Source organism: Amycolatopsis sp. WAC 04169, from assembly GCF_003947535.1.
Classification (GTDB): Bacteria; Actinomycetota; Actinomycetes; order Mycobacteriales; family Pseudonocardiaceae; genus Amycolatopsis; species Amycolatopsis keratiniphila.
The window spans coordinates 560,834-586,910 of record NZ_QHJI01000007.1 but is presented as its reverse complement, the minus strand read 5'-3'; the positions used below and the strand labels follow the sequence as shown (position 1 = coordinate 586,910).

The 26,077-nt window shown below is 65.7% G+C and carries 20 protein-coding genes; 9 read left to right on the top strand and 11 right to left on the bottom strand.

Going from position 1 to position 26,077, the window contains the following annotated elements; translation table 11 throughout:
- The first annotated feature begins 13 nt into the window (after positions 1 to 13).
- Complete coding sequence (locus tag DMC61_RS21890) at positions 14 to 1,267, top strand: cytochrome P450 (RefSeq protein WP_125690878.1); 1,254 nt, start codon at positions 14 to 16, stop codon at positions 1,265 to 1,267.
- A gap of 64 nt (positions 1,268 to 1,331) precedes the next feature.
- On the opposite strand, the gene sbnB is transcribed toward DMC61_RS21890, so the two are convergent.
- Together sbnB and DMC61_RS21880 are read right to left on the bottom strand one after the other, a co-directional pair.
- On the bottom strand, positions 1,332 to 2,378 hold the full coding sequence (sbnB, locus tag DMC61_RS21885; RefSeq protein WP_125690877.1) for a 2,3-diaminopropionate biosynthesis protein SbnB: 1,047 nt from the start codon (positions 2,376 to 2,378) through the stop codon (positions 1,332 to 1,334).
- A 58-nt stretch (positions 2,379 to 2,436) separates the two neighbouring features.
- Positions 2,437 to 3,369 carry an ornithine carbamoyltransferase gene (locus tag DMC61_RS21880; protein ID WP_125690876.1) on the bottom strand — a complete coding sequence of 311 codons (933 nt, stop codon included), beginning with the start codon at positions 3,367 to 3,369 and terminating at the stop codon, positions 2,437 to 2,439.
- 577 nt (positions 3,370 to 3,946) lie between these two features.
- On the opposite strand from DMC61_RS21880, the gene DMC61_RS21875 reads away from it, so the two are divergent.
- The 4 genes from DMC61_RS21875 (at position 3,947) to DMC61_RS21860 (ending at position 9,964) form a co-directional block, all read left to right on the top strand.
- The gene (locus DMC61_RS21875; protein ID WP_125690875.1) at positions 3,947 to 4,399 is read left to right on the top strand and encodes an enediyne antibiotic chromoprotein; all 453 of its coding nucleotides are present in this window, start codon (positions 3,947 to 3,949) and stop codon (positions 4,397 to 4,399) included.
- Positions 4,400 to 5,253: 854 nt separating this feature from the next.
- Entirely contained in the window at positions 5,254 to 6,294 is a 1,041-nt protein-coding gene (locus tag DMC61_RS21870) for a helix-turn-helix domain-containing protein (protein WP_125690874.1), read from the top strand.
- A 789-nt stretch (positions 6,295 to 7,083) separates the two neighbouring features.
- Positions 7,084 to 8,811: a BTAD domain-containing putative transcriptional regulator gene (locus DMC61_RS21865; protein ID WP_199750061.1), complete on the top strand. Its 1,728-nt coding sequence runs from the start codon at positions 7,084 to 7,086 to the stop codon at positions 8,809 to 8,811.
- Between the two features lie 250 nt (positions 8,812 to 9,061).
- Positions 9,062 to 9,964, top strand: a complete 903-nt coding sequence (locus tag DMC61_RS21860; RefSeq protein ID WP_125690872.1) for a diiron oxygenase — start codon at positions 9,062 to 9,064, stop codon at positions 9,962 to 9,964.
- On the opposite strand, the gene DMC61_RS21855 is transcribed toward DMC61_RS21860, so the two are convergent.
- From DMC61_RS21855 to DMC61_RS41190, 3 genes are all read right to left on the bottom strand, one after another.
- Positions 9,961 to 10,833 (bottom strand): SAM-dependent methyltransferase, encoded by an 873-nt coding sequence (locus DMC61_RS21855; RefSeq protein ID WP_125690871.1) that lies wholly within the window; start codon positions 10,831 to 10,833, stop codon positions 9,961 to 9,963. The genes DMC61_RS21860 and DMC61_RS21855 overlap by 4 nt on opposite strands.
- Positions 10,834 to 10,839: 6 nt before the next feature.
- Positions 10,840 to 13,710 (bottom strand): BTAD domain-containing putative transcriptional regulator, encoded by a 2,871-nt coding sequence (locus DMC61_RS21850; protein WP_125690870.1) that lies wholly within the window; start codon positions 13,708 to 13,710, stop codon positions 10,840 to 10,842.
- Positions 13,711 to 14,422: 712 nt separating this feature from the next.
- Complete coding sequence (locus tag DMC61_RS41190) at positions 14,423 to 14,587, bottom strand: hypothetical protein (protein ID WP_158634127.1); 165 nt, start codon at positions 14,585 to 14,587, stop codon at positions 14,423 to 14,425.
- A 608-nt stretch (positions 14,588 to 15,195) separates the two neighbouring features.
- Between DMC61_RS41190 and DMC61_RS21845 the strand changes: the two genes are divergently transcribed.
- The 3 genes from DMC61_RS21845 to DMC61_RS21835 are packed head-to-tail and all read left to right on the top strand — an operon-like array spanning position 15,196 to position 18,391.
- Entirely contained in the window at positions 15,196 to 16,536 is a 1,341-nt protein-coding gene (locus tag DMC61_RS21845) for an MFS transporter (RefSeq protein ID WP_233594894.1), read from the top strand.
- Entirely contained in the window at positions 16,533 to 17,678 is a 1,146-nt protein-coding gene (locus DMC61_RS21840; RefSeq protein WP_125690869.1) for an ROK family transcriptional regulator, read from the top strand. Before DMC61_RS21845 ends, DMC61_RS21840 begins: the two co-directional genes overlap by 4 nt.
- The gene (locus tag DMC61_RS21835; RefSeq protein WP_125690868.1) at positions 17,675 to 18,391 is read left to right on the top strand and encodes an SDR family NAD(P)-dependent oxidoreductase; all 717 of its coding nucleotides are present in this window, start codon (positions 17,675 to 17,677) and stop codon (positions 18,389 to 18,391) included. Before DMC61_RS21840 ends, DMC61_RS21835 begins: the two co-directional genes overlap by 4 nt.
- A 13-nt stretch (positions 18,392 to 18,404) precedes the next feature.
- Here DMC61_RS21835 and DMC61_RS21830 read toward each other — a convergent pair whose 3' ends face one another.
- The gene (locus DMC61_RS21830; RefSeq protein WP_233594907.1) at positions 18,405 to 19,268 is read right to left on the bottom strand and encodes an aminoglycoside phosphotransferase family protein; all 864 of its coding nucleotides are present in this window, start codon (positions 19,266 to 19,268) and stop codon (positions 18,405 to 18,407) included.
- 173 nt (positions 19,269 to 19,441) lie between these two features.
- Here DMC61_RS21830 and DMC61_RS21825 point away from each other — a divergent pair, with 173 nt between their 5' ends.
- Positions 19,442 to 20,086: a lytic polysaccharide monooxygenase gene (locus DMC61_RS21825; RefSeq protein WP_125690866.1), complete on the top strand. Its 645-nt coding sequence runs from the start codon at positions 19,442 to 19,444 to the stop codon at positions 20,084 to 20,086.
- A gap of 61 nt (positions 20,087 to 20,147) precedes the next feature.
- Here DMC61_RS21825 and DMC61_RS21820 read toward each other — a convergent pair whose 3' ends face one another.
- The 5 genes from DMC61_RS21820 to DMC61_RS21795 form a co-directional block, all read right to left on the bottom strand.
- On the bottom strand, positions 20,148 to 21,221 hold the full coding sequence (locus DMC61_RS21820; RefSeq protein WP_233594893.1) for a family 43 glycosylhydrolase: 1,074 nt from the start codon (positions 21,219 to 21,221) through the stop codon (positions 20,148 to 20,150).
- 200 nt (positions 21,222 to 21,421) lie between these two features.
- Positions 21,422 to 22,693, bottom strand: coding sequence for a bifunctional lysylphosphatidylglycerol flippase/synthetase MprF (locus tag DMC61_RS21815; protein ID WP_125690865.1), 1,272 nt, complete (start codon positions 22,691 to 22,693; stop codon positions 21,422 to 21,424).
- Between the two features lie 205 nt (positions 22,694 to 22,898).
- Positions 22,899 to 23,789, bottom strand: a complete 891-nt coding sequence (locus DMC61_RS21805; RefSeq protein WP_125690864.1) for a helix-turn-helix transcriptional regulator — start codon at positions 23,787 to 23,789, stop codon at positions 22,899 to 22,901.
- A gap of 9 nt (positions 23,790 to 23,798) precedes the next feature.
- Positions 23,799 to 24,602: an SDR family oxidoreductase gene (locus tag DMC61_RS21800; protein WP_125690863.1), complete on the bottom strand. Its 804-nt coding sequence runs from the start codon at positions 24,600 to 24,602 to the stop codon at positions 23,799 to 23,801.
- A 153-nt stretch (positions 24,603 to 24,755) separates the two neighbouring features.
- The gene (locus DMC61_RS21795; protein ID WP_158634126.1) at positions 24,756 to 25,979 is read right to left on the bottom strand and encodes a glycoside hydrolase family 18 protein; all 1,224 of its coding nucleotides are present in this window, start codon (positions 25,977 to 25,979) and stop codon (positions 24,756 to 24,758) included.
- Positions 25,980 to 26,077 lie beyond the last annotated feature (98 nt).

Here is a 26,077-nt window from a genome sequence, read left to right as displayed (position 1 = left end):
GGAAGGCGGCACGATGAGCATCCGGACGACCGGGGTCCCGGACGAGATTCTCGCGATCGACCTGGTCGATCCCCGAACCTATCTCGAAAACGACATGCGGGAATACTGGCGGCGGCTGCGCGCGGAGCACCCGGTCCACTGGCACCCCCCGGCTCGTGGAAACCCGGGATTCTGGGTGCTCAGCAGACATGCCGACGTGATGGCGGTGTACCGCGACGACAAGCACTTCACATCGGAGCGCGGAAACGTGCTCGTCACTTTGTTGGCAGGCGGTGACACGGCGGCGGGCCAAATGCTCGCGGTCACCGATGGTGAACGCCATAAGGACTTGCGTAACGTGATGCTCAAGGCGTTCTCGCCGCGTGCGCTGAACAGAGTGGCCGACCGTGTGCGGGCGAACACCAGGCGAATCATGGCGGACGCGGTTCGACGTGGCGAGTGTGAGTTCGCCGGCGAGATCGCGGCGAGAATCCCGCTGACCACGATTTCGGACCTGCTCGGTGTGCCGGAAGCAGATCGCGCCCATCTGCTCGGCCTGACGAGATCCTCGCTGAGTTCCGACGAAGCGAACCAGGACGCCGACGATTCCTGGACCGCGCGGAGCGAGATCTTGCTCTACTTCAGCGAATTGGTCGCCGAGCGGCGGAAAATTCCCGCCGATGACGTGATCAGCGCGCTGATCGCCTCCGAGGTGGGCGGTGTGCCGCTGAGCGACCGGGACATCGTGCTCAATTGCTACAGCCTGATTCTCGGTGGAGACGAAACCAGCAGGCTGACCATGATCGATCAGGTGCTGACGCTTTCGAAGTCCCCCCGGCAGTGGCGTTCCCTCAAGAACCGGGAGGTGTCGCTGGAGACCGCCACCGAGGAGGTACTGCGATGGGCGACTCCGGCCATGCATTTCGGTCGTACTGCCCTGGTCGATGTCGAGGTCGGGGGACGGTTGATCCGGGCGGGCGAGGTCGTGACGCTGTGGAACATCGCCGCGAACCGGGACGAGAAGGTCTTCAGCGACCCCTACGCCTTCGACCTCGGCAGGACACCGAACAAGCACGTCACCTTCGGCTACGGCCCGCACTTCTGTCTCGGCGCCTTTCTCGGCCGGGTCGAAGTGAGAGAGATGCTCTCGGCCCTGCGCGATTTGACCAGTGGATTCGAACTCGCCGGCGAACCGAAGCCGATCCACTCCAATCTCATGGCGGGAATGTCCTGGCTGCCGGTCCGGTTCGAGTGTGACGAGGCAGGGCTGGCGGAAGAGGGCCTCTGACGGGGCGGCCAGGTTGGCGACGAACTGTCTTCGCGTCCGGAAACCGTCCGCCATCAGGCCAGCATCAGAGAGAATACCGGCTCAGGTCGGCGAAGAACTCGTCGATGACGCGCAGTTCGCCTCGTTCGGCGATGGTGTCATAGACATGCCGAGCCAGCGCCAGGTCGAGGACGCCGAGGCCGAAGGGCGAGAACACGACCGGCCGGTCGGTGGGGATCGGACCCCTACCCTTCAGTACATCGTGAAGGGTGCCCGATATGAACTTGCGATGTCCGGCTCGCTGTTCGGCCAGATGTGGGGAGGTTCCGGCCTTGAGACAGTGATCGACGTCGTCGACGACGTTGTGCGCCGTGAGAATGATTTCCGGAGCCAAATCACGCAGGGAGATGTTCAGAACGAGTGGATTGTGGTCGAACCACGAGCGGTCGGTCAAGTAGGGTTCGGCCGCGGTGGTCGCGAGGACGACGAGATCCGAGGCGCGGATGAGACTCGCGGCGCGGTGATGGGTCCGGATCACCGTCTTGTCGTGGCTGCGCGAAAGATAGGTGCCGAAGTCGTGAGCGTAGGCGGGGTGGTGGTCGTGCACTTCCACCTGCTCGAAGGTGAAACCGCTGTCGACCAGGAAGGTGTGGACGTATCTGGCGATGAGGCCCGTACCGAGAAAACCGACCGTGGTCGGCCTGACGCCCCGGCGACGGGCCAATGCCGACACGGCAAGCACTGCGGAAGCCGCCGTTCGCGCCGCGCTGATGATCGAGCTTTCGAGGCAGGCGAACGGATATCCGGTTTCGAAGTCATTGAGAATGGTCACCGCGGACGCGCGGGGGAGGCCTTCCGTCAGGTTGCCTGGAAAACTTCCTATCCACTTGATTCCGTGCACCCCGACGTCGCCCTTAACAGAGGCGGGTAGGGCGATGATGCGTGACGACGGCCGATCAGGAAAGCGCAAGAAGTACGAGTCGGGGTTCACCGTCTGCCCGTCGCCGTGCAGCCGATAGGCGGACTCGATGACCTCGACGACATCGGGAACGGCACCGTGGATCACCCTGCGGACCTGCGCGCCCGAGATGACGGCGAAAGGACGTGGTTGCGTCAAGGGAACTCCTGACATAGGAGGAAAACGTATCGACCGGCGCGAGCGGCGGAGTGAATTCGTGGTCAACGGGAAGTCAAAGGACATCCCGGCACCACTCCATGACCGCCATCGCGCTGTGCATCTTCGCTTCCGCCTGCGCGAAAGCGATGCTTTCAGGACCGTCGAGGACCTCCGCGATCACCTCTTCGCCCCGGTGAGCCGGCAGGTCGTGCATGAAGACGGCCTTGGGGCTGCCTTGCCAGAGATCCGCTGTCACCTGAAACGGAACGAACGCCTCTCGCCACCGTGGATCGGGCTTGGACGTGCCGGTGGTACGCCATCGGGTGGTGTAGACGACATCGAATCCTGAGGGCAGGTCGTCCATGTCGTGTCGTTCGGTGACGATGGCACCGCATCGCAGAGCATGCGTTTCGGCGCGCGCCAGGACGTCGCCGGTCACGCCGTACCCGGGAGGTGTCCGTAGGACTAGTTCCGTGTTCCGATAGCGACTCAAGGTCAGCGCCAGCGCCGCAGCCGTGTTGTTCCCCTCGCCGACGTAGAGCACGCGGAGCCCTGCGACCTGGCCGAAACGAGTGGTCATGGCCGCGAGGTCGGCCAGTGCCTGAGTCGGATGCTCGGCGGCGGTCATGGCGTTGATCACCGACATACGGTTTCCCTCGGCCCAGCCTCGCAACTCCGCGCACCCACCTCCAGTACGGGCAACGAGGATGTCGAGCATTCGTGACAGCACCCTTCCGGTGTCTTCTGTCGTTTCTCCGGTATTCGTCTGCAAGTCACCGGGGCCGTACGCGATGATCTGCCCGCCGAGCCGAAGTGCGCCCGAGGAGAACGCGGTCCGAGTCCGAGTCGATGTCATCCGGAAGTAGATTCCGGCGACTTGACCTGTCAAAGACCCGTTGTTCACGAGTCCGCCGGAGGCAAGCTCGGCGCCTCGGCCGACGATCGCCCGAAGGTCTTCGTCAGTGAGATCATCGGTCGAGATGAGACTTCTGCTTCGTCTCTCCATGGACTCCTCGTTTCCTGTCCTGAAATTCACCTTGTGCACTGTCGGCCTGCTGATCCGTCGGAAATGTTCCACTGTGGAGCTATATCCGGGCTATCCGGGCCGGGCTCCGGTGCATATCCGTCAGGCTCGGGTGTTGCAAGAGAAATCCTGGGACGGGCGATGTGGATACCGCACCGATTGTGCCGGAAATCGGCGTTATTCGTCGCGGTGGACAAGGGGGCGGGTAGTCGAACACGGTGGCAGCCTGTTGCCATGGCAACAGGCTGCCACGTCAAGTTCAGGTCGTGGGGGCTTGAGTTCGAAATAATCATGAGGTGGGCAAGTGTGCAACATGCGCGAGCCCACCGTTGTCTGGGGACATATGTTTACCGAAGGGGAGAGGTGTCACTGTACATGCGTCGGGTTTCGAGGGAAGTCGTCGTTTTCTGTCGGGCAAGCGATTTCTTTCTGCTGGAAGAAAATACCTGGGGGCCGTCTGTTCGTCGATGAATTCGATTGGAGGTGACAGCGCAACTGGATACCGCTCGTTCGATGATATCTAGTCGCATGCACGCTCGATCATGTTAAGGAGTTCGAAATGACGATCAGTTCAATTCGTCGTATTGGTAAACGGGTCGGCGCCATGGCGTTCCTTGTCGCCGGGTTGACCTTTTTCGGGACTTCGCCCGCGTTGGCTTTGCAACCGTCATTGACGGTGAGTCCGACCACCGGCATCGCTGACGGACAGACCCTGAGTGTGACCGGTTCGGGTTTCGGCGCAAATGCCACCGTGCACATCGTGGAATGCTCTCTCAACGGTGGCGTACTCGCGTGCAATCTGGGCAACGGCGACGCGAAGACCGTGACGGCGGACTCGAACGGCCAGGTCGCAGCCGGGCTACCCGTGCGTAAGGTGTATGCGGGCGTCGATCCGGTGACCGGCAACCCGACAGGGCAGGTGGACTGCGGTGCGGCGCCGGGGTGCATCGTCGTCGCGTCGGTCGACGGGTCGTCCACCGCTACCGATCCCGTGGCGATCAGCTTCCAGTAGGTCCTGGTGAAGACGGGTTTCCTGGAAGGCCGAGGATGCTCTTCATCGGCGGCGCCGGAGACCGTTCGAGCCGACGGTACCCGCGTTGACAGAGGTGGGACAGCGTGGTCTCGCCCAGGCAGGCTCGGCTTCGGCGAGCCGGCCGCACGACGTGGGGTTTGATCTCAAAGGGTTCCCCTGGTCGGGGTTCAAGTCGAACCCCGACCGGGAGAATTCTTTCGCCAGGGCGGCGACATCCTGCATCCACTCTAGTGATTCACTGCCGTCCTGCCGTAGGCGATGGATCGTTCGTATCAGCCGGCATTGAGCCTTTTCCCGTATCGGCCGAATGGCGTTTCCCTGTCGGAGGCCGACTGCTCGGGCGCGACATGGCGATGAACTGAAAGACCTTTGGCGCCGAGTTGAGGACATTGAGTCTTTGAGGCATTCTCGGTTGCGCCCGCAGATCACGCGAACGGCGGTATCTTTCGCGGGCGAAGCTCTGGTTCTCTCCTGGTGGGGAGGTGGGTGCGTAGTGGCGCAAAAGGGGAAGTGTCCATGCTGCGACCTCGTGTGCGCTCTCCGCTGGGGAGTACGCTTTCCGTTCTCACGGTAGGGGTGCGGAGGGTTAATCGTCGAATTGGGGTAGTTCATGTCGTTTCGATCGGGCGCTTACTCCGTGGGATGCTTCGTGTCGACGCGGGCGATGGCGGTGCTCGGGCTCGTCGGCCGGGCGAACATATAGCCCGGATCCGGAAAGTTCTTCCTGCGGCGGCGAATATTCGTTGTCGGGGTGGCCGAAAACCCGACTGGGCAATAGCGGGCGGTTTGGGGCGCGCGCTGGAGGGGAGTCGACTGTTTTGAGCGAAAGCAGGGTGACCGGTGCTCTCGGTTTGACCGAGGACGAGGAGACGGTCTACCGAGCGATGCTGGAGAACCCGCGGTTGGGAGTGGCCGGGTTGGTGGAACTACTGGGCTGGCCGGAGACCAGGATCACCACCGTGCTCGACGGGCTCGCTCGCCTCTCCCTCGTCCGGGAATCGCTGGAGAAGCCCGGACAGCAACGTCTCGTTCATCCTGAAATCGCCCTGAACTACTTGTTGCTCCGCCATGAGGCGGAGTTGATTGAGCACGCCAGGCGGGTCAGTTCCACCCGTCTGGTCGTAGCACAGCTACTTGTCGACCACGGTGAACGAGAGAGCGTGGTCGCTCCCTCGGACGCGGTAAGGGTGATGGGACGTGACGCCATCCAGTCGCGCATCGAGAAGCTCGCCGCCGCCTGCCAAACTGAAGTCGTGGTCTTCGCGCCGGGAGGTGCGCAGCCCGCGCAGAGTCTCGAAGTGGCCAAACCCCTTGATTCGGCACTGCTCTCTCGAGGCGTCGACATCCGATACGTGTATCTCGACAGCATCCGGAACGATCGGGCTACGACCAGGTACGCCCACTGGTTGATCGAGCAGGGCGCACAGGTGCGTACTATACCCCAATTGCCTCCGCGAATGATTATTTACGATCGCCGTCTCGCCGTCGTACCGGTGGATCCGGATGTCGCGGACCTCGGCGCGGTGGTGTTGTCAGGCATCGCCGTGGTGGCCAGTCTGTACGCTCTGTTCGAACAGGTCTGGGCCCAGGCTTCGCAGATCGGCGAGGTGCCACGCCATCAACATGAAGATCTCACCGATCAGGAGCACGCGCTTCTCCTATTGCTCACCCAGGGCCACACCGATGACGTGGTGGCTCGCCGGCTCGGCGTATCGGTGCGCACCAGCCGCCGGCTCACCTCCCGGCTGTTGGACAGGCTTGGTGCCCGTAGCCGCTTCCAGGCAGGCGCGCTCGCGGCGGAGCGCGGTTGGATCCCGGGTGTTACTCCCACCGCGGTCTTGGACGGGGTGTTCGCAACCGGATCGCGGGTGTAGCCAACTCCACCCTGGAAACGCGTGCCTGCACCCGTGCGGCCGAGGCGCGGGTGCGGTTTCCTCGAGTCATGGGTTCACGAGTTCGTGAGTCTTCGATGGCGAAGCTGGTTGGAAAGCTCAGTGGTCGTGTACCCGAGGTCGCGTTCCCGTCCCGCGAAAGTCTGTTCGGCGAACAACTTCGGTGGTGTCGGTTGTATCTGCTACTCGCTCGACTCGACGGCTCGGCTCCAACCGATATGGACGCGGCCAGGCTGCGAGATCTGGTCCGTGCCTCCGCACCGGCCCAAGGATGCCTCGAACATGTCTACGTCCAGGTCGATCAGACTGGATTCGATCTTGTGCTCTTCATGATCTGTCGATCGCGAGCCTGTGTCCGAGCCGAGGCAGAGGTCATCCGGATGCGCGCCCTCAGCGCGTGTTCTTGCCAGACGAGTCGATGGCGGTTGTCCAAGTGCGACATCGCCCGGGCCGAAACGGTCGCCCGGATGGCTCTCGGAGACGACGCCCGGAGACAATAGTTAGCGATCCGATATGTGGTGTCAGGACCCTGTCGTCGCAGGGTCCTGACATGCCGGGAGACTGGTTCTGCCCCAGGTCCCGGCCCAGAATTGTCCTGCCCGCGATACTTCATGCCAAGGGGTTCGCAGGGTAGGCCTCGACCAGAACTCCCGCAGTGCGCGAGGTCACGTGGCCATCTGTGCGGGAGCTGGGGGTTCGATGGAGTTCAGAGTTCTCGGTCCGGTGGAAGCGAGCGACGACAGAGGTCGTATCGCTCTGGCAGGTAGCAAGGTGTACACCGTGCTTGCCGCTTTGCTGCTGGCGCGCGGAAAAACCGTTTCAGACGAGCGGCTCAGCACGCTTCTGTGGGGCTGGGAACCGCCCGCCACAAGGAATGCGCAGCTTTATACGTACGTGTCGCGTCTGCGTAAACACCTGGGCCCCGAGATCGAACTCGTCCGCGAGCCGCCGGGCTATCTGATCCGAACCGGGTCGGCCCGGTTGGACCTGGTCGAGTTCGAGCAGTTCGCGCGGAACGGCAGGGAAGCCCTTGCTCAGCGCCGATACCACGACTCGGCCAGATATTTGCGCGCCGCGTTGCGCCTTTGGCGTGGTACAGCGCTGGCCAACGTCACCGAGCATCTCGCTGCTGCGGAGCAGCCGAGGCTGGACGAGGTGAGGTTGACCGTCCTGCAGGATCGGATCGAGGCTGAAATGGCGCTCGGCAGGCACCACCAACTCGTACCTGAACTGGTCGGCCTGGTTTCCCAGCATCCGGTGCGGGAGGGGATGCGGATTCAGTTGATGACGGCGCTCTGTCGCTGTAATCGGCAAAGCGACGCCCTGGCTGCCTACTATGAGGGGCGACGGGTGCTGGCCGAAGAACTGGGCATTGACCCAGGGTTCGAGTTGAACGCGGCATACCAGGCGGTGCTCGACGGCAGTCTTGCCGAACCGGTGGTGGGCATCGGGCAGCAAGAAGCAGGAGTTCGTCCTGTCCCGGCGATGGTGCCACCGGAGACACCGGACTTCACTGGACGATCGCTCGAGCTGGCCCATCTGCGGGAGCTTCTCCAAGTCGGCCGGCGAACCTCCGCGCCCTCGTCGTGCGTTCTGATCACCGGGATGGCCGGCGTGGGAAAGACAAGCCTGGCCTTGCGCGCCGCTCATGCCAACGCGAGTTTGTTCCCGGATGGCGACCTGTATGCCGACCTGCGAAGACCGGATGGGTCTGCCAAGAACCCGAGTGAGGTGCTGAAACAGTTTCTTCGTGCACTGGGGGTGAACATAGGGCGACACCAGGGGAATCTCGACGAACTGACCCGTCTGTTCCGGACACACATAGCCGGTAAGCGGCTGTTGGTAGTGCTCGACGACGCGGTCGGCGATAGCCAACTGGCGCCGCTGCTGCCCCACTCGTCCGCTTCGGGCGTGATCGTCACCAGCCGGAAGCCCTTGGCCGGAACCGTGGGGCACCGGGTGTGCGCAGGTCCGCTCACCGAGAACGAGGCTGTCGATCTGCTCGCCGCGACGGCCGGAAGCGAGCGATTCTTGGCAGAGCCGACGGCGGCGCGCACCATCGTGGACCTGTGCGGCAGGCTCCCGTTGCCCATCCGCGTCGCGGGCCTGCGCTTGGCCACCCGGCCTCAGTGGTCCGCGACGGTACTGGTCCGGCGACTGGAAGATCCGGCGACCCGCCTGGACGAGCTGCGTTTCGGCGAGTTGAGTGTCCAGGCGACCTTGGCGAATTCGATGATGGAGATATCCGAAGCGACTCGGCTCTTGCTGCCACGGCTGGCCGCTGTCGGCCATGCCGAGTTCCCGGTCAGTACCGCGGCGGAGGAACTGGGCATGTCCGAACGAGCGGCTGGGTGGGTTCTGGACGAACTCCTCGATGCGTGGCTGCTCGAGACGGCGGGGACAGACCGCGCAGGACGGTTCTTGTATCGCTTCCACGAGCTTGTTCTGCTGTACATGCGCTACATACTCAGCAGTCAGAGCTGCGTGGAGGTGACTTGAGCCGGTGGCACGTCGGCGTGGCGTGCGGCTCGACACCGCGCTTCCGCGGGGAGCGGCCTCGCAAGGCCGAGAACCGTGTCCTCGGTGAGGAAGTTGACGACCAGCCAGTCGTCAGCGGGGCGGTCCGGGAGGCAATTCGGAGGGCGCCCCGCGGTGCCAAGGCGACGCGTCCGGAGCGAACCCGTACTGTAGGTGGTGGATCGCAGCTCAACGTTGTCGTGCCGACAATGGCGAATGATGACGGCTGCCGATGTGGTTGGAGAGTGTGTTGCGGGGTAAGTCTGCCGCACGCCGGCTTCTGAAGGCGTCAGCCGAGCGTTCCTACGACCCGTCGGTGGACGTCGATTGGGACGCGGGGCCTGTGGACGGCAAGGCATGGTTTCCCGAACATCGGATATCACTGTACGGAACCCCGTTATGGGACGAATTGACGTCCGAAGGTCGGGAGGAGCTCGCCAAACAGGAGTTGATCACCGTCTTGTCGGTGATCATCCATGCCGAGCTCAGTCTGATGCGCTCGCTGCTCCGCTCGATTCAAGAGGGTGAACCGGAAAGTGACCAGGCGCTGTACGCACTGACCGAGGTGGGAGACGAATGCCGCCATTCGACGATGTTCGCGATGGCGATAGATCGGTTGGGTGGCCGGGCCGTACCGCAGTCGAGAGCGCTGACGAGGGTCCTGAACGTCTGCTCGGCGTTGGCCCCGCTGGGGCCGTTCTTCTGGGCCAGCGCCCTGTTCTTCGAGGAGCCGATCGATCGGCTGCAACGCGAGTGCATGGCTGATGACGAGTTGCAGCCGCTGACACGGATGATCTCACGCATCCATGTCGTCGAAGAAGCTCGTCACGTTGCCTATGCTCGGGAAGCCGCGGTCCGGACGATGGCTTCGGCCGGCCCGGTTTCCCGATGGGTGAACCGGGTCGGTATCGCACTGCTCGCGTTGTCGTTGCGGCGAGCCTTCATCAGGCCTGAAACCTATAGGCGTGCCGGCCTGGACAAGAAGTCGGCGTACCGGGCCGCTCTGGAGAATCCGCGGTATCACGAGTCGTTGCGGTGGATGACGGGCCGATTGATCGTCTTCTGTCACGACGCCGGCTTTCTCCGGGGCCGCTTGACCATGGCATTGTGGCGCCGCTCCCGACTGCTTGACTAACTGCTCGGCACGCATGCGTGCACGAAGCCGCCGAAAGTCCAGATCGGTCCCTGTCTGGCCCCGTTGGGCAGGGTGAGGTAACGAGCCTGACCATCTGCCAGATCGAGGTCCTCGACGACCGAAAGACCGAAAGCGTGGACGAAGGAGGCAGCCGTTCCTCGTGGGATTCCGGAAAGCCATGGTTCGCCACGGGAAGCGACGTCGCGCATCGCTTCGTCGGCTTCCGGTATCTGTCCGGGGTCGTCGAGCACCTCTTGCCAGCAGTAATCGAAGACGATGGAACTGCCCGGGGACTGTGCGGCCAGCCAGCGCAAGGTGGCCTCGACGCCGCGCTGCTTCAAGTACGGTACGACTCCGGACCAGATGACGATCGTCCGCCGGGTGGGGTCGAAGCCACGGTCACTCAGCACCCGATGGAGGTTCCCGTCGTTGAAGTCGATGGTCACGTAGCGGACGTCAGCGGCCGGAAGCGATCGGACCCGGGCCTGCTTCCGTTGGGATAGTGCCGGGCGATCGACCTCGTACACCACGACGTCCTGCAGGTCGGCGCGCATCCGGTGGGCGCGACTGTCGAAGCCGGCTCCGAGGATCACGACCTGATCGGCGCCTTGGCGGATTTCCTGGAGCAGGATGTCGTCCATATAGCGGGTCCGGACGAGTTCGAACCAGAGTGCGCCGGGTTTGCGCCTCCTGACGGCGTTGACGATCAACGCCCGGAGACCGGGTACTTTGACCAAGGTGCGGACCGATAGCCGCCAGGGGAGCATGTATGCGGCGAGCGTATCGGGACCGCGGACCTCTCTTTGGGGGAGCAGGGAACCGGCGGCCCGGAGCAGGGTGGCTGTTTCCGCGGTCGAAGCTGGTGACATGGCGTGTCAGTTCTCTCCGTGATCCAAGAGCATGAGGCGTTTCCTGACTTGATCTCCTTCAGGAACGCCCAGTTCATGGTAGATGGCAACTGCTTGCTTCCAGTGCTTACGGGCCTCAACGGTCCGACCTTGTGCCAGGTGGGCTTGGCCGACGCCGTCGTGGGCACAGGCGGCCTCGTACGGATTGCCCGTTTCGTCCGCGAGCCGCAGAGCCTCTCGATAGCGTTGCATCGCGAGTTCGTGCCGCCCCATATCGCGGTGGATTCCCGCCAAGGTGCGTAGCGCGCGGTTCTCGATGTTTCGGTTCTTGCCCGTTCTCGCCAGCTCCAGAGCCCGTAGACAGTGCGTCAAAGCCTTGCCGTACTCGCTTTGCCCGGCGTGGATCTCGGCGAGTGCTCGTACGGCATAGCCCTCCACAGTTATATTACCCACCTCGCGGGCGATGGCGGACGCCTGTTCGTACGAGCTCACCGCGGCTTCCGTGTCCCCTAGTCGATGATGTACCTCGCCCAGCCCTCGTAAGGCATAGCCTTCGAGAACTCGGTCACTGGTATCCCAGCTGGCGGCCAGTGTTTCCTCTAGCGTGGCGCGCGCTTCCCGATGGGCACCCAGCCGGGTGTACACGAGTCCGAGCGCGTGCAGAGCGCGGCCTTCCAAGCTGCGATCATTCGCGGTGTCGGCGAGCCGGGCGGCCGTCACGCAGTCATTCCGCGCATGCTCGTACCGGCCGAGCCACCAATTGACATAACCTCGGCTGGCCAGTGAGTCTGCTTCGTACCGGCTGTTTCCCGCCGCGCGCGCCGCGGCGATGCCATGGGTGTGCAGCATGAACGCGTCATTGTGATAGCCGCTGATGTGGAAGTACCGCCACAGCGTGGCGGAAAGCAGGTATGCGTAGGCCGATGGTCCGTGCGTCGCACACTTCGCGGCGACCGTCAGGAGGTTTACTCGTTCGACGTTCAGCCATTTCAAGGCGGTGTCGTAGTCTGAAAAGCGTGGCGCCCCGGATGATCCGCCTTGTAGTGCCGGCCGGTGTGCTCGTTCGGTGGGAGACAAGACGTCCATGGCGGACGCGGCCGTGCGCAGGTAATGCTCGAAAAGCCGCCGGAAAGCCTCCTCCCGTTGAGATTCCGAGTCCTCGATGACCGATAAGTCGGCGGCATAGGAACGTAAAAGGTCGTGAAGTCGATACCGCCCCGCCATCGACTGTTCCAGCAGATGGGCGTCCAGTAGATCCTCGAGTATCTCCTCGGCCTTGGCCGGCGTCAGACCGAGGAGGGCTGCCGCGGCGTGAGGTTCGATGTCCGCGTAGGGGGCTGTACCGAGCATACGAAACAGATCCTGGTGTTCGTCCCGTAGTTGATCGTAAGACAACTTGAACGCGGCCGCGACGCTGTGGTCGTCCGCTTTCAGTTCCTCGAGACGGGAGCATTGATCCCGTAGCCGGTCAGCGAGATACGACACGCTCCACGACCCACGGTGCCGCAGTCGCGCGCCGGCGATACGGATGGCGAGCGGCAGGTTGCCGCACAACTGCAGTACCTCGGTGGTCGCGGCGGGCTCGGCCATGGGTCGAGCGTCCTTCGTCACGTTGAACAACAAGCGACGTGCGTCGGCCATCGGCAGCACATCGAGTGTCAGCGTCGCGGCATCGAGACCGGTTAGCCGCTTTCTGCTGGTGACCAGCACCGAACAGCCTTCCGTGCCCGGAAGCAGAGGTTCGACCTGGTTGGTGTCGAGGGCATTGTCGAGTACGAGCAGGACCCGCCGATTCGTCAGTTGGGCTCGCCAGAAGGACGCGCGTTCGTGGAGTTCGTGGGGAATGCGATCGCTGTCGACCCCGAGTGCTCGTATCAGCTTTTCCAGGGCCGTTGCTGGGCTGAGTGGCGGATGTCCAGGGGTATGGGCGTGCAGGTCGACGAAGAGCTGAGCGTCGGGAAACCGGTCGGCCAACCGGTGAGCCGCACGGATCGCCAGAGCGGTTTTCCCGACGCCCGGCATGCCGTCGATGGCCGAGACGGGAACTGTCGCCTCGCTGTCTGCCGCGGGCGTGATCAGCTTGACAAGCTCGCGGGAGCGGCCAGTGAAAGAAGGCGTGTCGCGGGGAAGATCGGATCTGGGAAGTGGCTTCCTGGGAGAGGCGAGCGCCTCGTCGTTGGCCAGTATCCGCTCATGCAGATCTTTCAACTCGGCGCTAGGCCCGACGCCGAGTTCTTCGCGCAAAAGGCGTTCCAGACGCTGGAAGACCAAGGTCGCCTCGGCGGGCGAACCCGATCGGTACAACGCGAGCATCAGCAGCGCGGTGAGTCGTTCTCGGAACGGGTGCTCTCGCGCCCAGCTGGTCAGCTCACCGACGAGGGCACGATGATTGCCTCGTTCGAGCTGAAGGTCACTCCACTCTTCGAAGACGGTGAGCCTGAGTTCTCGGAGCTTCGCGACCTGCGGTTGCAGGGAAGGGCACTCGAGCCCAGCGAGCACATCGCCTCTCCATAGGGCCAGTGCGGCCTCGAACTCGGATGCGGCGGCCAAGTCGTCTCCGGCGGCTAAGCGGTGTCGTGCTCTCTCCGTCATTCGGATGAATGCTGCGGCGTCCAGGTGGCCTTTGGCGTCAAGCCGATAGCCGCCGGTGACGGCCTCGATGGAAGGGCCTTCGGGTGGAAGTGCTCGTCTGAGATCCGAAATCGCGTTGCGGACCTGTTTGGCGGCCGTCGCCGGTGGCTCCGCCTCCCAAACGACGTCCACGAGATGGGTGACTGGAACGGGTTGGCCGAAGGCGAGTAAGAGCGCGGCGAGTATTTTCTGATGCTTCGGGCCACCGCACGACGTGACTTGCCCGTTCCTGCGGACTTCGAGTTGGCCGAGTACCTCGAACAACACGAAATGTTCCTCCGATGACTGAATCGTGACCGTCGCACCCTATCAAGGCTCGGTCGCGACCGAGGACGAAACGAGGACGCCGGTCCGGATACTGACCGGGAAGGCCCGGGGAGTTCGCTGCGGAGGGAAATGGACTGAGGTTGTTCGAGCAGACGGTGAACCGATGCAGCTTCGGTCTTTGTTGATTCGAAGGAACAAGATTACGATATGCGTAAGACTTGACTGCGCTGTCAGTGGAAAGCGTGGTCATCCTTCTAATTAAAGGAGGCCGGTGCTCCTGTGCGTTGACGCTGAGGTTCGGCATCGGTGTGCGGATGCGGGTCTGCGGGCAAGCCGCCGCCACGTTGGGGAGCGGAGTCGGGTGTGAGGAGAGAGTTGTCTAAGGCGGCGCGAGAACCTGCAGGGTTGTCACGGAAGAAGTCGATGTGTCTTTTCGCGGACTCGTCCTTCCCGGCCTGCGATTTATGCCGCAGTCACTCGCCAGATCTCCTGATCACGGTGGCTCTGCTCGGAATCTGTCCGGTGGAACGCTGTCTTGACGTGAAGGTGGACCTGATGTGCGGCTCCGAAAAGGGTCGATCGTCGAAAGGCGGGTAACGGCGACTTGTGGATCTGTGCTGAGGCGCCCGCCGGCGACTACGGGGTCGTCACCCGGAGCCGGGCTGGACATGCTCGGCGGATCAGCGGTCCCAGTGGATGCGGATCCGCCAGTTCACGGGTATTGCAACGGGCCGGTCGTCAGCGTAGAGAAGCTCGCGGGCAGCACGCAGGATTCCGTCTTGGCGGGCGCGTGGATGTGGCCGCCGTCCGAGTAGTTGCCGATCGTCCACTTGAACCGGCGGTCGGGCGCCACGATCGTGCCGCTCCGATCTTTCACTTCGACTCCCCAGGCAGATGTCTTTCGCGCTAGGACGAATTGTCGGATACCCATGCCTGATCGGGCGATGCATTCGGACGTTCCAGGCGATCCTGGACACAACGGGCGACGGCGGATGCGACCGGCACCGCGAGCCGGCACGCGCAGGCGGTGATGTCGTCGGTCGGAAACGCCATGGGAATGGAAACGCATGGTCTGGCAGGTTTTGCGCGTCAGGCTCCAGGCGAACACGCCGGGGTAGCGAGGAACGCGACCGTCATCCGCGGGCTGCCGCAGCCTAAGAGCCGATGGTCCAGTAGCGTCGCCAGATTCCGATCCCTTTACTGGGCACGCTGGAGGGGATCGAGCCGGCGATCAGCCGGGCACGGAAACCGCTCGAAGTTGACGGCCTGGCGTGGATCTCCGTCGAGCCCGAAGCTGTGCGACGAGGGCTGGCACGCCTCGCCCGGCCCGGGCGGATCCGGGAACGGCTGATCTGTACGGCGCTTGCCCGATCGGCCTGACTCGGCAAGCCGATCGTCCCCGAAGCCGCCGGATCCCGGCAGGGAAGGCGGACCCGCTCCTAATTTGGTGTTCGTCGCACAAAAAGCGGGCGGGGAGGAATCCTGATGGTGTCAGCGATGGCGAGCCGGTCGACGATGTCGCCGAGACGGGCGCGGTTCGTGCGGAACTGGACCGGCAGGCTCGTCGCGTTCGGCGAGTTCATCGACGGCTACGACCTGCTCGTCATCGGCGCCGCGGTCCTGTTCCTCAAGCCGTCGTTCCACCTCACCGCCGCCCAGGTCGGGCTCGTGACCGCGGCGGCGTTCGTGGGCACGGCGCTCGGCCTGGTGGTCTTCGGCGATCTGTCCGACCGGTTCGGCCGCCGGGTGATCTTCATGGTCAACCTGGTGGTCTTCGTGGTGGCCTCCCTTGCCGCGGCGTTCGTGCAGGACGTTTGGCAACTGGTCGCGGCCAGGTTCGTGCTCGGTCTCGCGGTGGGGATGGACATCCCGACCTCCCACGCCTTCCTCACCGAGATCGCGCCCAAATCCCGCCGGGGCCGGATCGCGGGCAGCCTGCCGAACATGATGTGGCTGAGTGGCGCCATCACGTCGGTGTTGCTCGCGCTCGCGCTCCAGCCGCTGTTCGGCGACGAGACCTGGCGATGGCTGTTCGGATTGGCCGCGTTGCCCGCGGCCGCGGTCCTGGTGGCGAGGCAGTTCCTGCCGGAGTCGCCCCGGTGGCTGAGCGCGCGCGGTCGCGTGGATGAGGCTCGGCGGATCTACGACGCGCTCGGGCTGGAACCGCCGAAACGCGAGGTGTCGGAGCGGCGGAGCTACCGGATGCTGGTGTCCGGCGGTGCGTGGCGGCGGCTGGCGACGGTCACGGCGTTCTTCGCCATCCAGGCCTTCGGTGGCGCGGTGGCGACGGTCGCCGGGCCGTTGATCATCAGCAGCACCGGCATCGGGGTCTCCAACACCCTGTACTTCTCCCTGCTGGGTTTCGTGGTGGGGCTGATCGCCGTGGTGGCGGGCGCCGCGATCATCGACCGGGTCAACCGGCGCTGGCTGGGCGTGTGGACGTGCCTAGGGGTGTTCGCCGCCGGGCTCGGCATAGCGTTCACCGGTGAGCGCGCCGGTGTCGGTCTGGTGGCCTTCTGGGTCGTGTACGCCATGTTGACCTGGTTCGGCCCGGGCGTGTTGTCCTGGGTGTGGAGCACCGAGGCGTTCCCGACCGCGTTGCGCGGCCTGGGATCCGGCATCGCGCAGTGCGTGACCCGGCTCGCGATCGCGCTCAACGTGTTCCTGGCACCCATGCTGGCGCAGAAGCACGGCATCGCGGTCGTCGCGTGGTACGCCTGCGCGTTCCTGGTGAGCGCGGTGATCGTGCTGGTGTCGCCGTGGCTGGCCACCACCGGTGTCGAGCTCGAAGAGGCCAACGGCGTCGAGTCCGGGAAGACGGAGTGAAGACGAACCAGCCGGGCCACACCGGAAGCCGGCCGCGTCAGGCCCGGCAGGCCAACACGGCCGCCGTGCTCCAGTTGCTCGTCCGGAGCGGGCCGCTGGCGCGCGGCGACATCGCGAAGGAACTGTCCCTCAACCACGGAAGCGTCAGCCGGATCATCGAGCCCCTGCTGTCCGCCGGTGTCGTCCGTGAACTCGCCGAGCGGTCCACCGTCGCCCGCGTCGGCAGGCCCCGGGTGCCGGTGGAGCTCGACTCGTCCAGCCGGTACGCGGTCGGTGTGCACCTCGGCCTGGAACGGACCACGCTCGGCCTGATCGACCTGTCCGGGCACTGCGTCAAGACCTACACCGAGAACCGCGATCCGGCGGACAGCGCCGCCACCCTGCGGCACGCCGCGGAACTGGCGGCCGGGATGGCGGACACCGCGCCGGGACCGGTGCTGGGCATCGGTGTCACCGCCGGCGGTGAGGTGGACCGGGCGACCGGCCGGGTCGTGCGCAACGACGTGCTGGGCTGGGCCGACGTCCAGGTCGACGGTGTGTTGCGGGAGCGGACCGGGCTCGACGTCGTGGTGGACGGCAACGTGCCCGCCCTGCTGGGAGCCGAGCTCACGTTCGGCGCGGGGCTCGGCGGGCAGGACGTGTCGTACCTGTTCATCGGCAACGTCACGGAGACGGGATTCCTCAGCAGGCCTATGGGTACCTGCTCGAACAGCATCGTTCAGGGCGATTTCGGCCGCCTCCTCGTACCCCAGCTCACCGGCGGCGGTCACGGACGCTTCGGTGACTGCGGGACGGACGTGGCGTTGCTCGCCGCCGCCCGGTCCGCCGGGGTCGCGGCGACCTCGCTGACGGAGCTGATCCGCTTGGCGGACAAGGATCCAGCCGCGGCCGGGCTTCTCGAGGCGCGCAGCACGCAGGTGGCCCTGGTGGCCGACACGGTGTACGACCTGATGCGGCCGGACCTGATCGTCCTCGGCGGCAGCGGCGCGCCGTCGGACCGTTGGCTCGACGCGGTGCGCGATCGCGTCGAGACGGCTCCGCCCCAGGCGCTGGTCCGCCCACTGGCTCGGGGCAATCCGTTGGTCGTCGCGGCGGCGGGACTCGTCGTGCGTGCCTTCTTCACCAGTGGGGAGTGGTCATGAGCGGTGTGGTGGTACTCGGCGGCGCGGGCGGCATCGGCTCGGCCGTGGTCCGCGCGCTTCGGGCGGAGGGACGGCCGGTGGCGGTGGTGGACATCGCGCCGAACCCGCCGGAACACGCCGGTGTGCCGTGGATCCGCGGTGACGCGACCGATCCGGCCGTGATCGGCGCCGCGTTCGACACCCTCGGCGGCGTGACCGGTCTGGTGCATTGCCTGCTGAGCGAGCATCGCGCCTCCTTCACCGAGCAGACGCCGGACTCGGTGCGCAAGGTGCTGGACATCGGTGCGGTGTCCGCGTTGGAACCGTTGCAGCAGCTGGTTTCCCGTGCCGGGGGACGGCCGTGCGCCGCTGTGCTGGTCAGTTCGATCCACGCGGGCCTGGCCTGGGGTGGGCAGGCCCCGTACGCGATGGCCAAGGCCGCCTTGGAGGCGCTCGGCCGCGCGGCCGCCGTGGAACTCGGACCGCGCGGGTTGCGGTGCAACACCGTCCGGCCGGGGTTCGTCATGGTGCCGCGTAACGCGCATCGCTGGCAGGACGCGGACACCCGCGAAGCCTTGACCGGGCTTCAGCCGTCCGGCGAGCTCGCCGGACCGGACGACGTCGCGAGCGTGATCGCCTTCCTCCTCGGCGATCAGGCCAGGTTCGTCTCCGGTGAGACCGTCACCGTGGACGGCGCGATGACCGCCGTGCTGCCCGAGCCGCCGCCCTCGTGACTCCGCGCCGCCTTCACCCGAGGAGGGCCTGGGTGATCTGGCGGGTGGTCTGCGCGGCGACGCGGGGGTTCACGGCGGCGTAGGAGACATAGGCGTTCAAACCGGTGGCCAAGGCCCAACCACGACCGCGGGTCCAGGTCGCGTCGTCCAGGTCGAGCGCGGCGCGGAAGGTGGCTCGCGTTTCGGCAGACATGAGGGTGAAGGCGACGATCAGATCGCGAGCCGGATCCCCGACGCCGAGCTCGCCGAAGTCGATGACGGCGCTGAGGCGCCCGTCGGTCGTCAACAGGTTGCCGGTGTGGAAATCGCCGTGGAACCAGACCGGGGGAGCGGCCCAGCCGGGGGCGGCGAGGGCGGTGTCCCACAGGTCGGTCATCGCCGCGGTGTCGAAGGCATCGCCGACTTGCGCGATGGCGGACCGCGTCGCCTTGTCCCGAGTGGCGAGCGGACGACCGGTGAGGTCTTCCGTCTTTCCGGCGTCGATCCGGTGGAGTGCGGTCAGGAACCCGGCCAGTGCCACAGCGGCCTCGTGCGAGCTGGACAGGGCGTCGACGGTCGCCACCTCGCCGTCCAGCCATCGCGACACCGCCCATGGCCACGGATAGCCGAAGTCCGCTGCTCCCACTCCCACCAGCACGGGTACGGCCAACGGCAGGTGCGGGGCCAGCCGGGGCAACCACTCGGCTTCCTTCTTCGCCTGCCCGATCGCGCCGTCGTGGCGAGGAAGCCGCACGGACAATTGCTCGCCGAGCCGGTAGATCACATGATCCGAGCCCGCCGGAGCGTACGGAAGCAACGGCAGCCCGGCCCACTGCGGGAACTGCGTATCGACCAGACGCCTCGCCAACGCGGCGTCGATCGCCGGGGTGGTTTTCACGGTCAAGGGCAACTCCCGCCATCGATGCCGGCAGCGTTTCATGGTCCCTGCTCGGTGATCAACCGATTTGCCGGACTCGCGCGCCGGGCCACTGCCCGACTTTCGGGCCTACACGCCGGTGCGCCGGACGCCTACCGTGGTGTGGTCTAGACCTCTCAAGAGAGGACTTTGCGATGAAGTTTTCCCGCTCTGCAGTGAAAGTCGCGGTATTGACCGCTGTCTTCGGCGCGGTTTCGGTGTTCACCGCCGTTCCCGCGCTCGCGCACGGCTCGATGGGCGATCCGATCAGCCGGATCATGCGCTGTTTCCAGGAAGGTCCGGAGAACCCGAGGTCCGCCGCGTGCAAGGCCGCCATCGCGGTGGGCGACAGCTGGCCGATCTACGACTGGGACGAGGTCAACATCGGTGACGCCAGCGGCCGTAGCCGCGAGATCATCCCGGACGGCAAGCTGTGCAGCGCCGGCCGGGACAAGTACAAGGGGCTCGATCTGCCCCGCGCCGACTGGCCGGCGACCACTATGCCGGGCAGCGGGCCGTATACCTTGCGGTATCAGCTGACCGCCCCGCACCCGGGCACGTTCGAGCTGTATGTCACCAAGCCGGGTTACGACCCGACGAAACCGCTCAAGTGGTCCGATCTGGAAGACACCCCGTTCTACAAGCAGGACAACCCGCCGATCGCCGGCAACGCCTACCAGCTGCGGGCGAACCTGCCCGGCGGGCGCACCGGCAGGCATTTGATCTACTCGATCTGGCAACGCCACTGGCCCGATTCCGGTGAGGCCTTCTACTCCTGCTCGGACGTGATCTTCCCCTGATGTCCGTGGCCCGGCCGGCAACGGTGTCGAAGACCGATGCCGGCCGGGCCTGGATCAGGGCCTAGCTGAGGTAGAAGCCGCCGTCGTTGCGGAGGACCGTCGCGACGATCGGGAACCGCCTGGTGCCGTTCCACCAGTGGTAGACCGCGTGGTACTGGCCGTTGGCCGCCTGGAAGAAGTCCATCCCGCCCGGGCCCGGGTGGTTGCCGGGCAGGCCGCGGTAGGGGTTGAGGCCGCCGGTGCCGGTGTACCCGAAGTACGGCCGCTCGGCCCCGTTCTGCCGCGGTGTGCAGCGCGTCGACGGGATCGGGCCGGTGCCGCACCTGGCGATGCCGGTCGCATACCGTGCGCTGTCCCAGTTGTTGCCGGAGTAGGCCAGGTACCAGTAACCGTCGGCGGACTTGAACATCGACGGGTTCTCGACCACATGGGTACCACCGCTCATCCGGATGGTCTCCCAGCCGATGTCGGTGCTCTTCAGCGCGTCCCGCCGGGTATCCCAGTCCGCCATGCCGTTGGCGTGGGTGCGCACGATCGAGATGCCGGTCTCCGGGTACGAGGTGATCGCGTCGTCCCGGTAGGCGACGTACATGGCGCCGCCCGCGACGTACGGGTTCGCGTCGATGGCCCAGCGGCCGTTGCCCGGGCACGCCCACTCGACGGGGTTGGTGAACGGTCCTCGTGCACTGCCCGAGACGGCGCGGCCGAGGCATTTCTGCCCGGAGCCCCGCCTGGATGCGGTGTAGTACATGAAGTACGTGTCGCCGAAGCGGACGACGCCGGGCGCCCAGACGTTGCCCTCCGCCCAGCTGCCCGGCCCGTTGGGCAGTGCGTCGGCCGACGCGCAGGTGCCCACGCCGACGGTGTTGCCGGAGCCGTGCGAGAGCACCGGCACGAACAGTTTGCCGGTCGCGCCGCACCGGGCGCCGACGCCTTCGCCGACTGTGGTGCCGTAGGTGACGTACGTGCCGTCCTTCGCCTGGACGGTGTCCGGGTCGGCGAGGGGGAACGTCGATTCGGCGGCGGTGGTTGAGACACCGTCGGCCGCACTGGCCGGGTTGACCGCCACGAGGGCGGCCGCGGCGGTCGTGGCGAGCATGCCCGCCACGAGTAATCTGGTCGTCCACTTGCGCATGCTGAATCCCTTACTGGGCAAGGAGAGTGGTGTCGGTCAGCGGGAACACCCGGCCGGCCACGATCGAGGCGGCGCCGGGGTGACCAGCGGCTCTCCTCGGTTACTTGTGGACGGACAAGTGCGCCGGTTGCAAACTATGTGACCTCGCTCGCCAACGGGACAGAAAGCGCGGAAACTGCCGCTCGATACGCCCGTCCGGCCTATCGGCGGGTGACCACCTTGCCGATCAGCTGGAACGCCTGCCTGAACGTGATCTTCGGCAGATACGCCTTGGCGATGGCGTTGCCGACGCTCGGCAACGCCGCCACCCGCGGGTAGGCCATGTACAGCGGCAGGTACGTGGGCTGGAACTTGGCCTTGAAGGCCAGGAGCGACCGGAATCCGTAGACGGGTTCCAGCGTCTTGCCGACGACGTCGAGCAGTCGTTGCGGGAACACGGTCCGCTCGTCCCGGTCGAGCCGGGCGAGTGGTGCGCCCGACAGACTCAGGTACTTGGAGCCTTCGTCGCGGCAGCGGACGACCATGGACGCGATCAGGAATTCCATCACACCGGGGAACGCGTCCCGGCCGCGGCGCATGAAGTCCAGTGTCCAGGCCATGATCCGGCCTTCGTCACGGACCGGGAGCCAGCTCGTGACGCCGTGGACGTGCTGCCGGCCGTCGACCGCGACGAGACAACGGACGTCGGGGTCGGCGAGCTCGTCGAGGCCGCCGAGGGTGAACCTCATGTCCGGTAGCCCCTTGTCGGCCAGCCAGTCCCGGGACAGGGCCTTGATCTGACTGGACATCCACGGCGGAGCGTCCGCATAGGACAGACACTCCGCGGTGACACCGGAATTCTTCGCCTTGTTCATCGCCGTGCGGATGTCCTGCCACTTCTTTCCCTTGAATTCCAAACCCTTCAGCGGGACGACGGTCTCTTCGGCGACCTGAACCGAATTCCACGACGACAGGTCTTGCCGGAGTTCGTCGGTGATGCCGTAGAAACACGGTGTCCACCCGTTGCGAACGCAGAATCGGGAGAACTCCCGGGCGGCGGCGCCCCTCGAGGTGGGTGCGCCGACCGGCTCGCCCGTGGTGAGCGCGACCGAGGAGATGACGCGGTAGGCGACGACGGCCTGGCCGTCCGGAGCGAACCAGTAGTCGTTGCCCGGCCAGGTGATCATATGGGCCATCGAGGTACCGCCGTGGGCTTCGAGCAACTCCCGGGCGCGGGCACGGTCGGCCGCGCGTCGTTCGACGATGGCCTTCCTGAACGTGATCAACCCGCCGGTGAGCACGACGAGCCAGAAGATCACGCCGATCCACTGGTGCAGCATCGTGGCGAGCCGGCCGGTGGGCAGCACCGTCGTTTCGATGGCGCCGAGGTAGCCGGGCGGGGCGAACCGGGTCGGGAGGTCCGTGAGGATTCCGCCTCGCCGGATCGGCGCTGAACCACCGCGAACGACTGCAGGTCGGGATACTCGGGCCACGCGGCACCACCTCGGTCGTCTTCGGGCTCCTCGCCTTCAATCGCCTCCCCGAGGGACCGGTCGCCGACACCATCCTGCTCATCACCGTCACCCTGGTCCTGGGCAGCGTGGTAGTGCACGGCATCGGTGCCGGCCCTGCCGTGAAGTGGCTGACGCCCGCGAAACCGGCTCGTCGCTGAAATCGCGTGCCGGCCACGGCGCTGGGTCAGCTGGGTGCTCGAATCCCGGTCGCCGGCCGCTCCTGGCCTGCCGCCCACGACGCCAACAGGGCCAGACCATCCGCGGTCGCCGTACCGGCGGGTGCGGTGTAGACGGTCAGGAGCAGGCCGGGCTCGGCAGGCAGTTCCATCGACTCGACGTCCAGGTCGAGCCGGCCCACCACCGGATGGTGCAGACGCTTGCGTCCGGACCGGTGGAGCTGAACGTCCTGGGAAGCCCACCGCTGCCGGAACAGTTCACTGCGCGTCGACAACTCACCGACCAATGCGAACAGCTCCTCGTCGTGGGGATTGCGGCCGGCTTCCATGCGTAGCTTCGCGGCCACGTCACGGACGATTCGGTCATAGTCGACAAAGAACGTGTTCGCCGCCTCGGGATCCAGATACACGAACCGCGCGGTGTTCGCCGGCCGTCGCGTGTCGGCCAGCACCGGTAGATACAGCGCTCGGGCAAGGCGATTCGTGGCCAGCACGTCGTAGCGGCCGTTGCAGATCCACGCCGGCGCGTCGGTGACGGCGTCGAGCACCTGCTGAAGCGCCGGACGCACCGTCGTGGCGGCTCGCCGCCGGCGTGGGCCGCCGGGCGTCCCGGACCGCCGGGCCAGGTGGAACAGGTGATCGCGCTCGGCCTCGTCAAGGTGCAAAGCAGCGGCCAACGAGTCGAGCACCCCGTCGGAGGCACCGGCGAGGCTGCCGCGCTCCATGCGCACGTAGTAGTCGACCGATACTCCAGCCAGTAGTGCCACCTCTTCGCGACGCAGACCTTTGACCCGGCGGTTGCCACCGTAGGCGGGCAGCCCGGCCCGCTCGGGCGTGATCCGCGCGCGACGCGAGCTCAGGAATTCCTTGATCTCGGTGCGCAGGTCGATCGTGGTCACCCTTTCACTCTAGGTCCCTGACGCGGTCGTGGCGGTGCCGCCGTCGACCGGGACGATGGTGCCCGTCAGGTAAGACCCGGCCCGGCCGGCGAGGAACACGGCGACGCCTGCCATGTCGTCGTCGCGGCCGAGCCGGCGCAGAGGTGTCTTCGCCGCGATCGTGTCGCCGATGGCCTCGATCGTGGCCGCCATCATCTGCGACGGGAACACTCCCGGGGCTATCGCGTTCACCGTGACGTGCTGTGGGCCCAGTTCCCTGGCCAGCACCCTGGTGAGTTGATGGAGTGCGGCTTTGCTGCTGGCGTACGAGTAGTTGGGCGCCTCGGCGACGTGGATGGCGGCGATACTGCCGATGTTGATGATCCGCGCGGGATCCTCGGCGGTGCCCGCCCTGCGCAGTGCGGGCAGCAGCGCCTGTATCAGCCAGAATGGCGACTTGAGGTTGAGGTCGATCACCGCGTCCCATGCCTCGGCGGGGAACGTCTCCAGCGGCTCGCGCCACATCGCTCCGGCGTTGTTGACGAGGATGTCCAGGCGTTCCGAGCCGGCCTCGACAAGATCGGCGAGGCGTCGGCACTCGTCGTATCTGGACAGGTCGGCGGGGATCGCTCGGACGTCACCGAATCCGGACAGCAGACGTTCTGCCTCCGCGCACGCGTCCGCCTTGCGTGAGCTGACGACGACGCGGGCGCCTGCCTGCAGAAGGCCGCGCGCGATCATCATCCCGATGCCCCTGGTGCCGCCAGTGACAAGTGCGTACTTCCCGCTCAGATCGAAAAGTCCTGAGTGAGTGGTGAACTGGTTGCCCGCCATGGGTCTTCGTCCGTTCTGTCGTGTGAAGCCGACTAGAACAGCCTGACAGGCGTGCTGGACGTCTGGAGAGTCCCTGGCGATACAGGTACTGCGAGAGCCCCCTTGTCCGCTACCGCGGAGGCCGGCGGTTCCGGGCAACCGCCGGCCGTTGCGTCAGGGCCGGAGCCAGGGCCCGGTCATCGCGGCGAGAAGGCTGTGCTGCGGATCGTCGGCACCCAGCTCCCACATCATCATGCCCGCCAGGCGGTTGCGTTTCGCGAACAGCGAGCGGTCCTGGATGGACCGCGGGTTCTCGTAGCTCACCCAGATCTTCTTTTCCGGGTTCCAGAGGTACGGCGAGCGCACGATCGGGTCCCAGCCCTTGCGGAACCCGGGGTCACCGGCCCACTCCGGGCCCATGAGGACCTTGTAGTCGAGGAACTGCATGGCCGTGTACGGCTGGTAGAGGCCGTCGTTGGCGGTCGAAGTGACGGTGAACGCCCGGCCGTAGAAAGGAACGCCGAGGACGATCTTCTCGCGCGGGACGCCGTGGTCGGTCATGTACTTCAGCGCGCCGACGTTGTTGTTGTACTCGTCGTTCGGATCACCGGGCCGCTTGACCAGCGGATCGTTGAAACAGGAGAACTTCGAGTAGCCCGTGCAGAAGTCGTAGGTCATCAGGTTGAAGATGTCGACGAGCCTGCCGACCTCACGCAGGTCGAAACTGTTGGACGCGTCGTAGGGCGCGCCGCCGGTTCCGGTGCCGTCGTCCTGGACACGGCCCGCGGGGATGTCCGCGGACAGCTTCATTGCGCGGGCAGACCTGCCGTGTTCGCGCGCATAGCGCTGCAGTTGTGCCCGGAATTCCTTGAGCAGCAGGGTGAAGTTCGCGCGGTCGGCAGGCGAGTTGCCGATACTGGGCAGCCCTCCGGAGACCGGGAACTCCCAGTCGACGTCGAATCCGTCCACCAGCCCGGTCGGGAACGCGCTCAGCCATTTGTCCACACAGGACTTGACGAACGCGCGGCGGGATTCCGCGGTCGCGGCGCCGGCACCGAAACCCGGGGCGGCCCAGCCACCGATGGAGATCAGCACGGTCAGATCGGGGTGGTCACGTTTCACCGCCGCGAGGCTTTCGATGTCCTTGCGCTGCTTGGCGTCCGGGGTGCTGCACCGGCCGCCCGCCGGTGAGGCGAACCAGTAGCTGATGGTGTTCAGCATTTCCCAGGGGACCTGGTCGGCGGGCGGCGTGCCACCCCAGAACGCTTCCAGGACCGGCCGATCCGGTGGCGGGGCGGCCTCGATCTCCGGTGTCCCGGAAGCAGGCGAGGCGGGGAGCAGGGCCAGGACCGCGGCGAGGCACAGCCCGAGCCGCAAGGCCAGTTTCTTCGGTCGCATGGAAGATCCTTCCTGGTGGGGATGTGTCGGAAAAGGGGCGATCACGGCGGCATGATCGACGCGATTTGTCCGTTGTGGACAGTCGGCGGAGTCTGTCC

What these genes read in the sequence shown, in the direction of transcription:
- DMC61_RS21875 (WP_125690875.1), top strand. Translation starts at nt 3,947, where the DNA reads ATGACGATCAGTTCAATTCGTCGTATTGGTAAACGGGTCGGCGCCATG.
- DMC61_RS21835 (WP_125690868.1), top strand. Translation starts at nt 17,675, where the DNA reads ATGAGCGGTGTGGTGGTACTCGGCGGCGCGGGCGGCATCGGCTCGGCC.
- DMC61_RS21795 (WP_158634126.1), bottom strand. Translation starts at nt 25,979, where the DNA reads ATGCGACCGAAGAAACTGGCCTTGCGGCTCGGGCTGTGCCTCGCCGCG.
- sbnB (WP_125690877.1), bottom strand. Translation starts at nt 2,378, where the DNA reads ATGTCAGGAGTTCCCTTGACGCAACCACGTCCTTTCGCCGTCATCTCG.
- DMC61_RS21890 (WP_125690878.1), top strand. Translation starts at nt 14, where the DNA reads ATGAGCATCCGGACGACCGGGGTCCCGGACGAGATTCTCGCGATCGAC.
- DMC61_RS21825 (WP_125690866.1), top strand. Translation starts at nt 19,442, where the DNA reads ATGAAGTTTTCCCGCTCTGCAGTGAAAGTCGCGGTATTGACCGCTGTC.
- DMC61_RS21855 (WP_125690871.1), bottom strand. Translation starts at nt 10,833, where the DNA reads ATGTCACCAGCTTCGACCGCGGAAACAGCCACCCTGCTCCGGGCCGCC.
- DMC61_RS21860 (WP_125690872.1), top strand. Translation starts at nt 9,062, where the DNA reads ATGTGGTTGGAGAGTGTGTTGCGGGGTAAGTCTGCCGCACGCCGGCTT.
- DMC61_RS21800 (WP_125690863.1), bottom strand. Translation starts at nt 24,602, where the DNA reads ATGGCGGGCAACCAGTTCACCACTCACTCAGGACTTTTCGATCTGAGC.
- DMC61_RS21880 (WP_125690876.1), bottom strand. Translation starts at nt 3,369, where the DNA reads ATGGAGAGACGAAGCAGAAGTCTCATCTCGACCGATGATCTCACTGAC.
- DMC61_RS21845 (WP_233594894.1), top strand. Translation starts at nt 15,196, where the DNA reads ATGGTGTCAGCGATGGCGAGCCGGTCGACGATGTCGCCGAGACGGGCG.
- DMC61_RS21820 (WP_233594893.1), bottom strand. Translation starts at nt 21,221, where the DNA reads ATGCGCAAGTGGACGACCAGATTACTCGTGGCGGGCATGCTCGCCACG.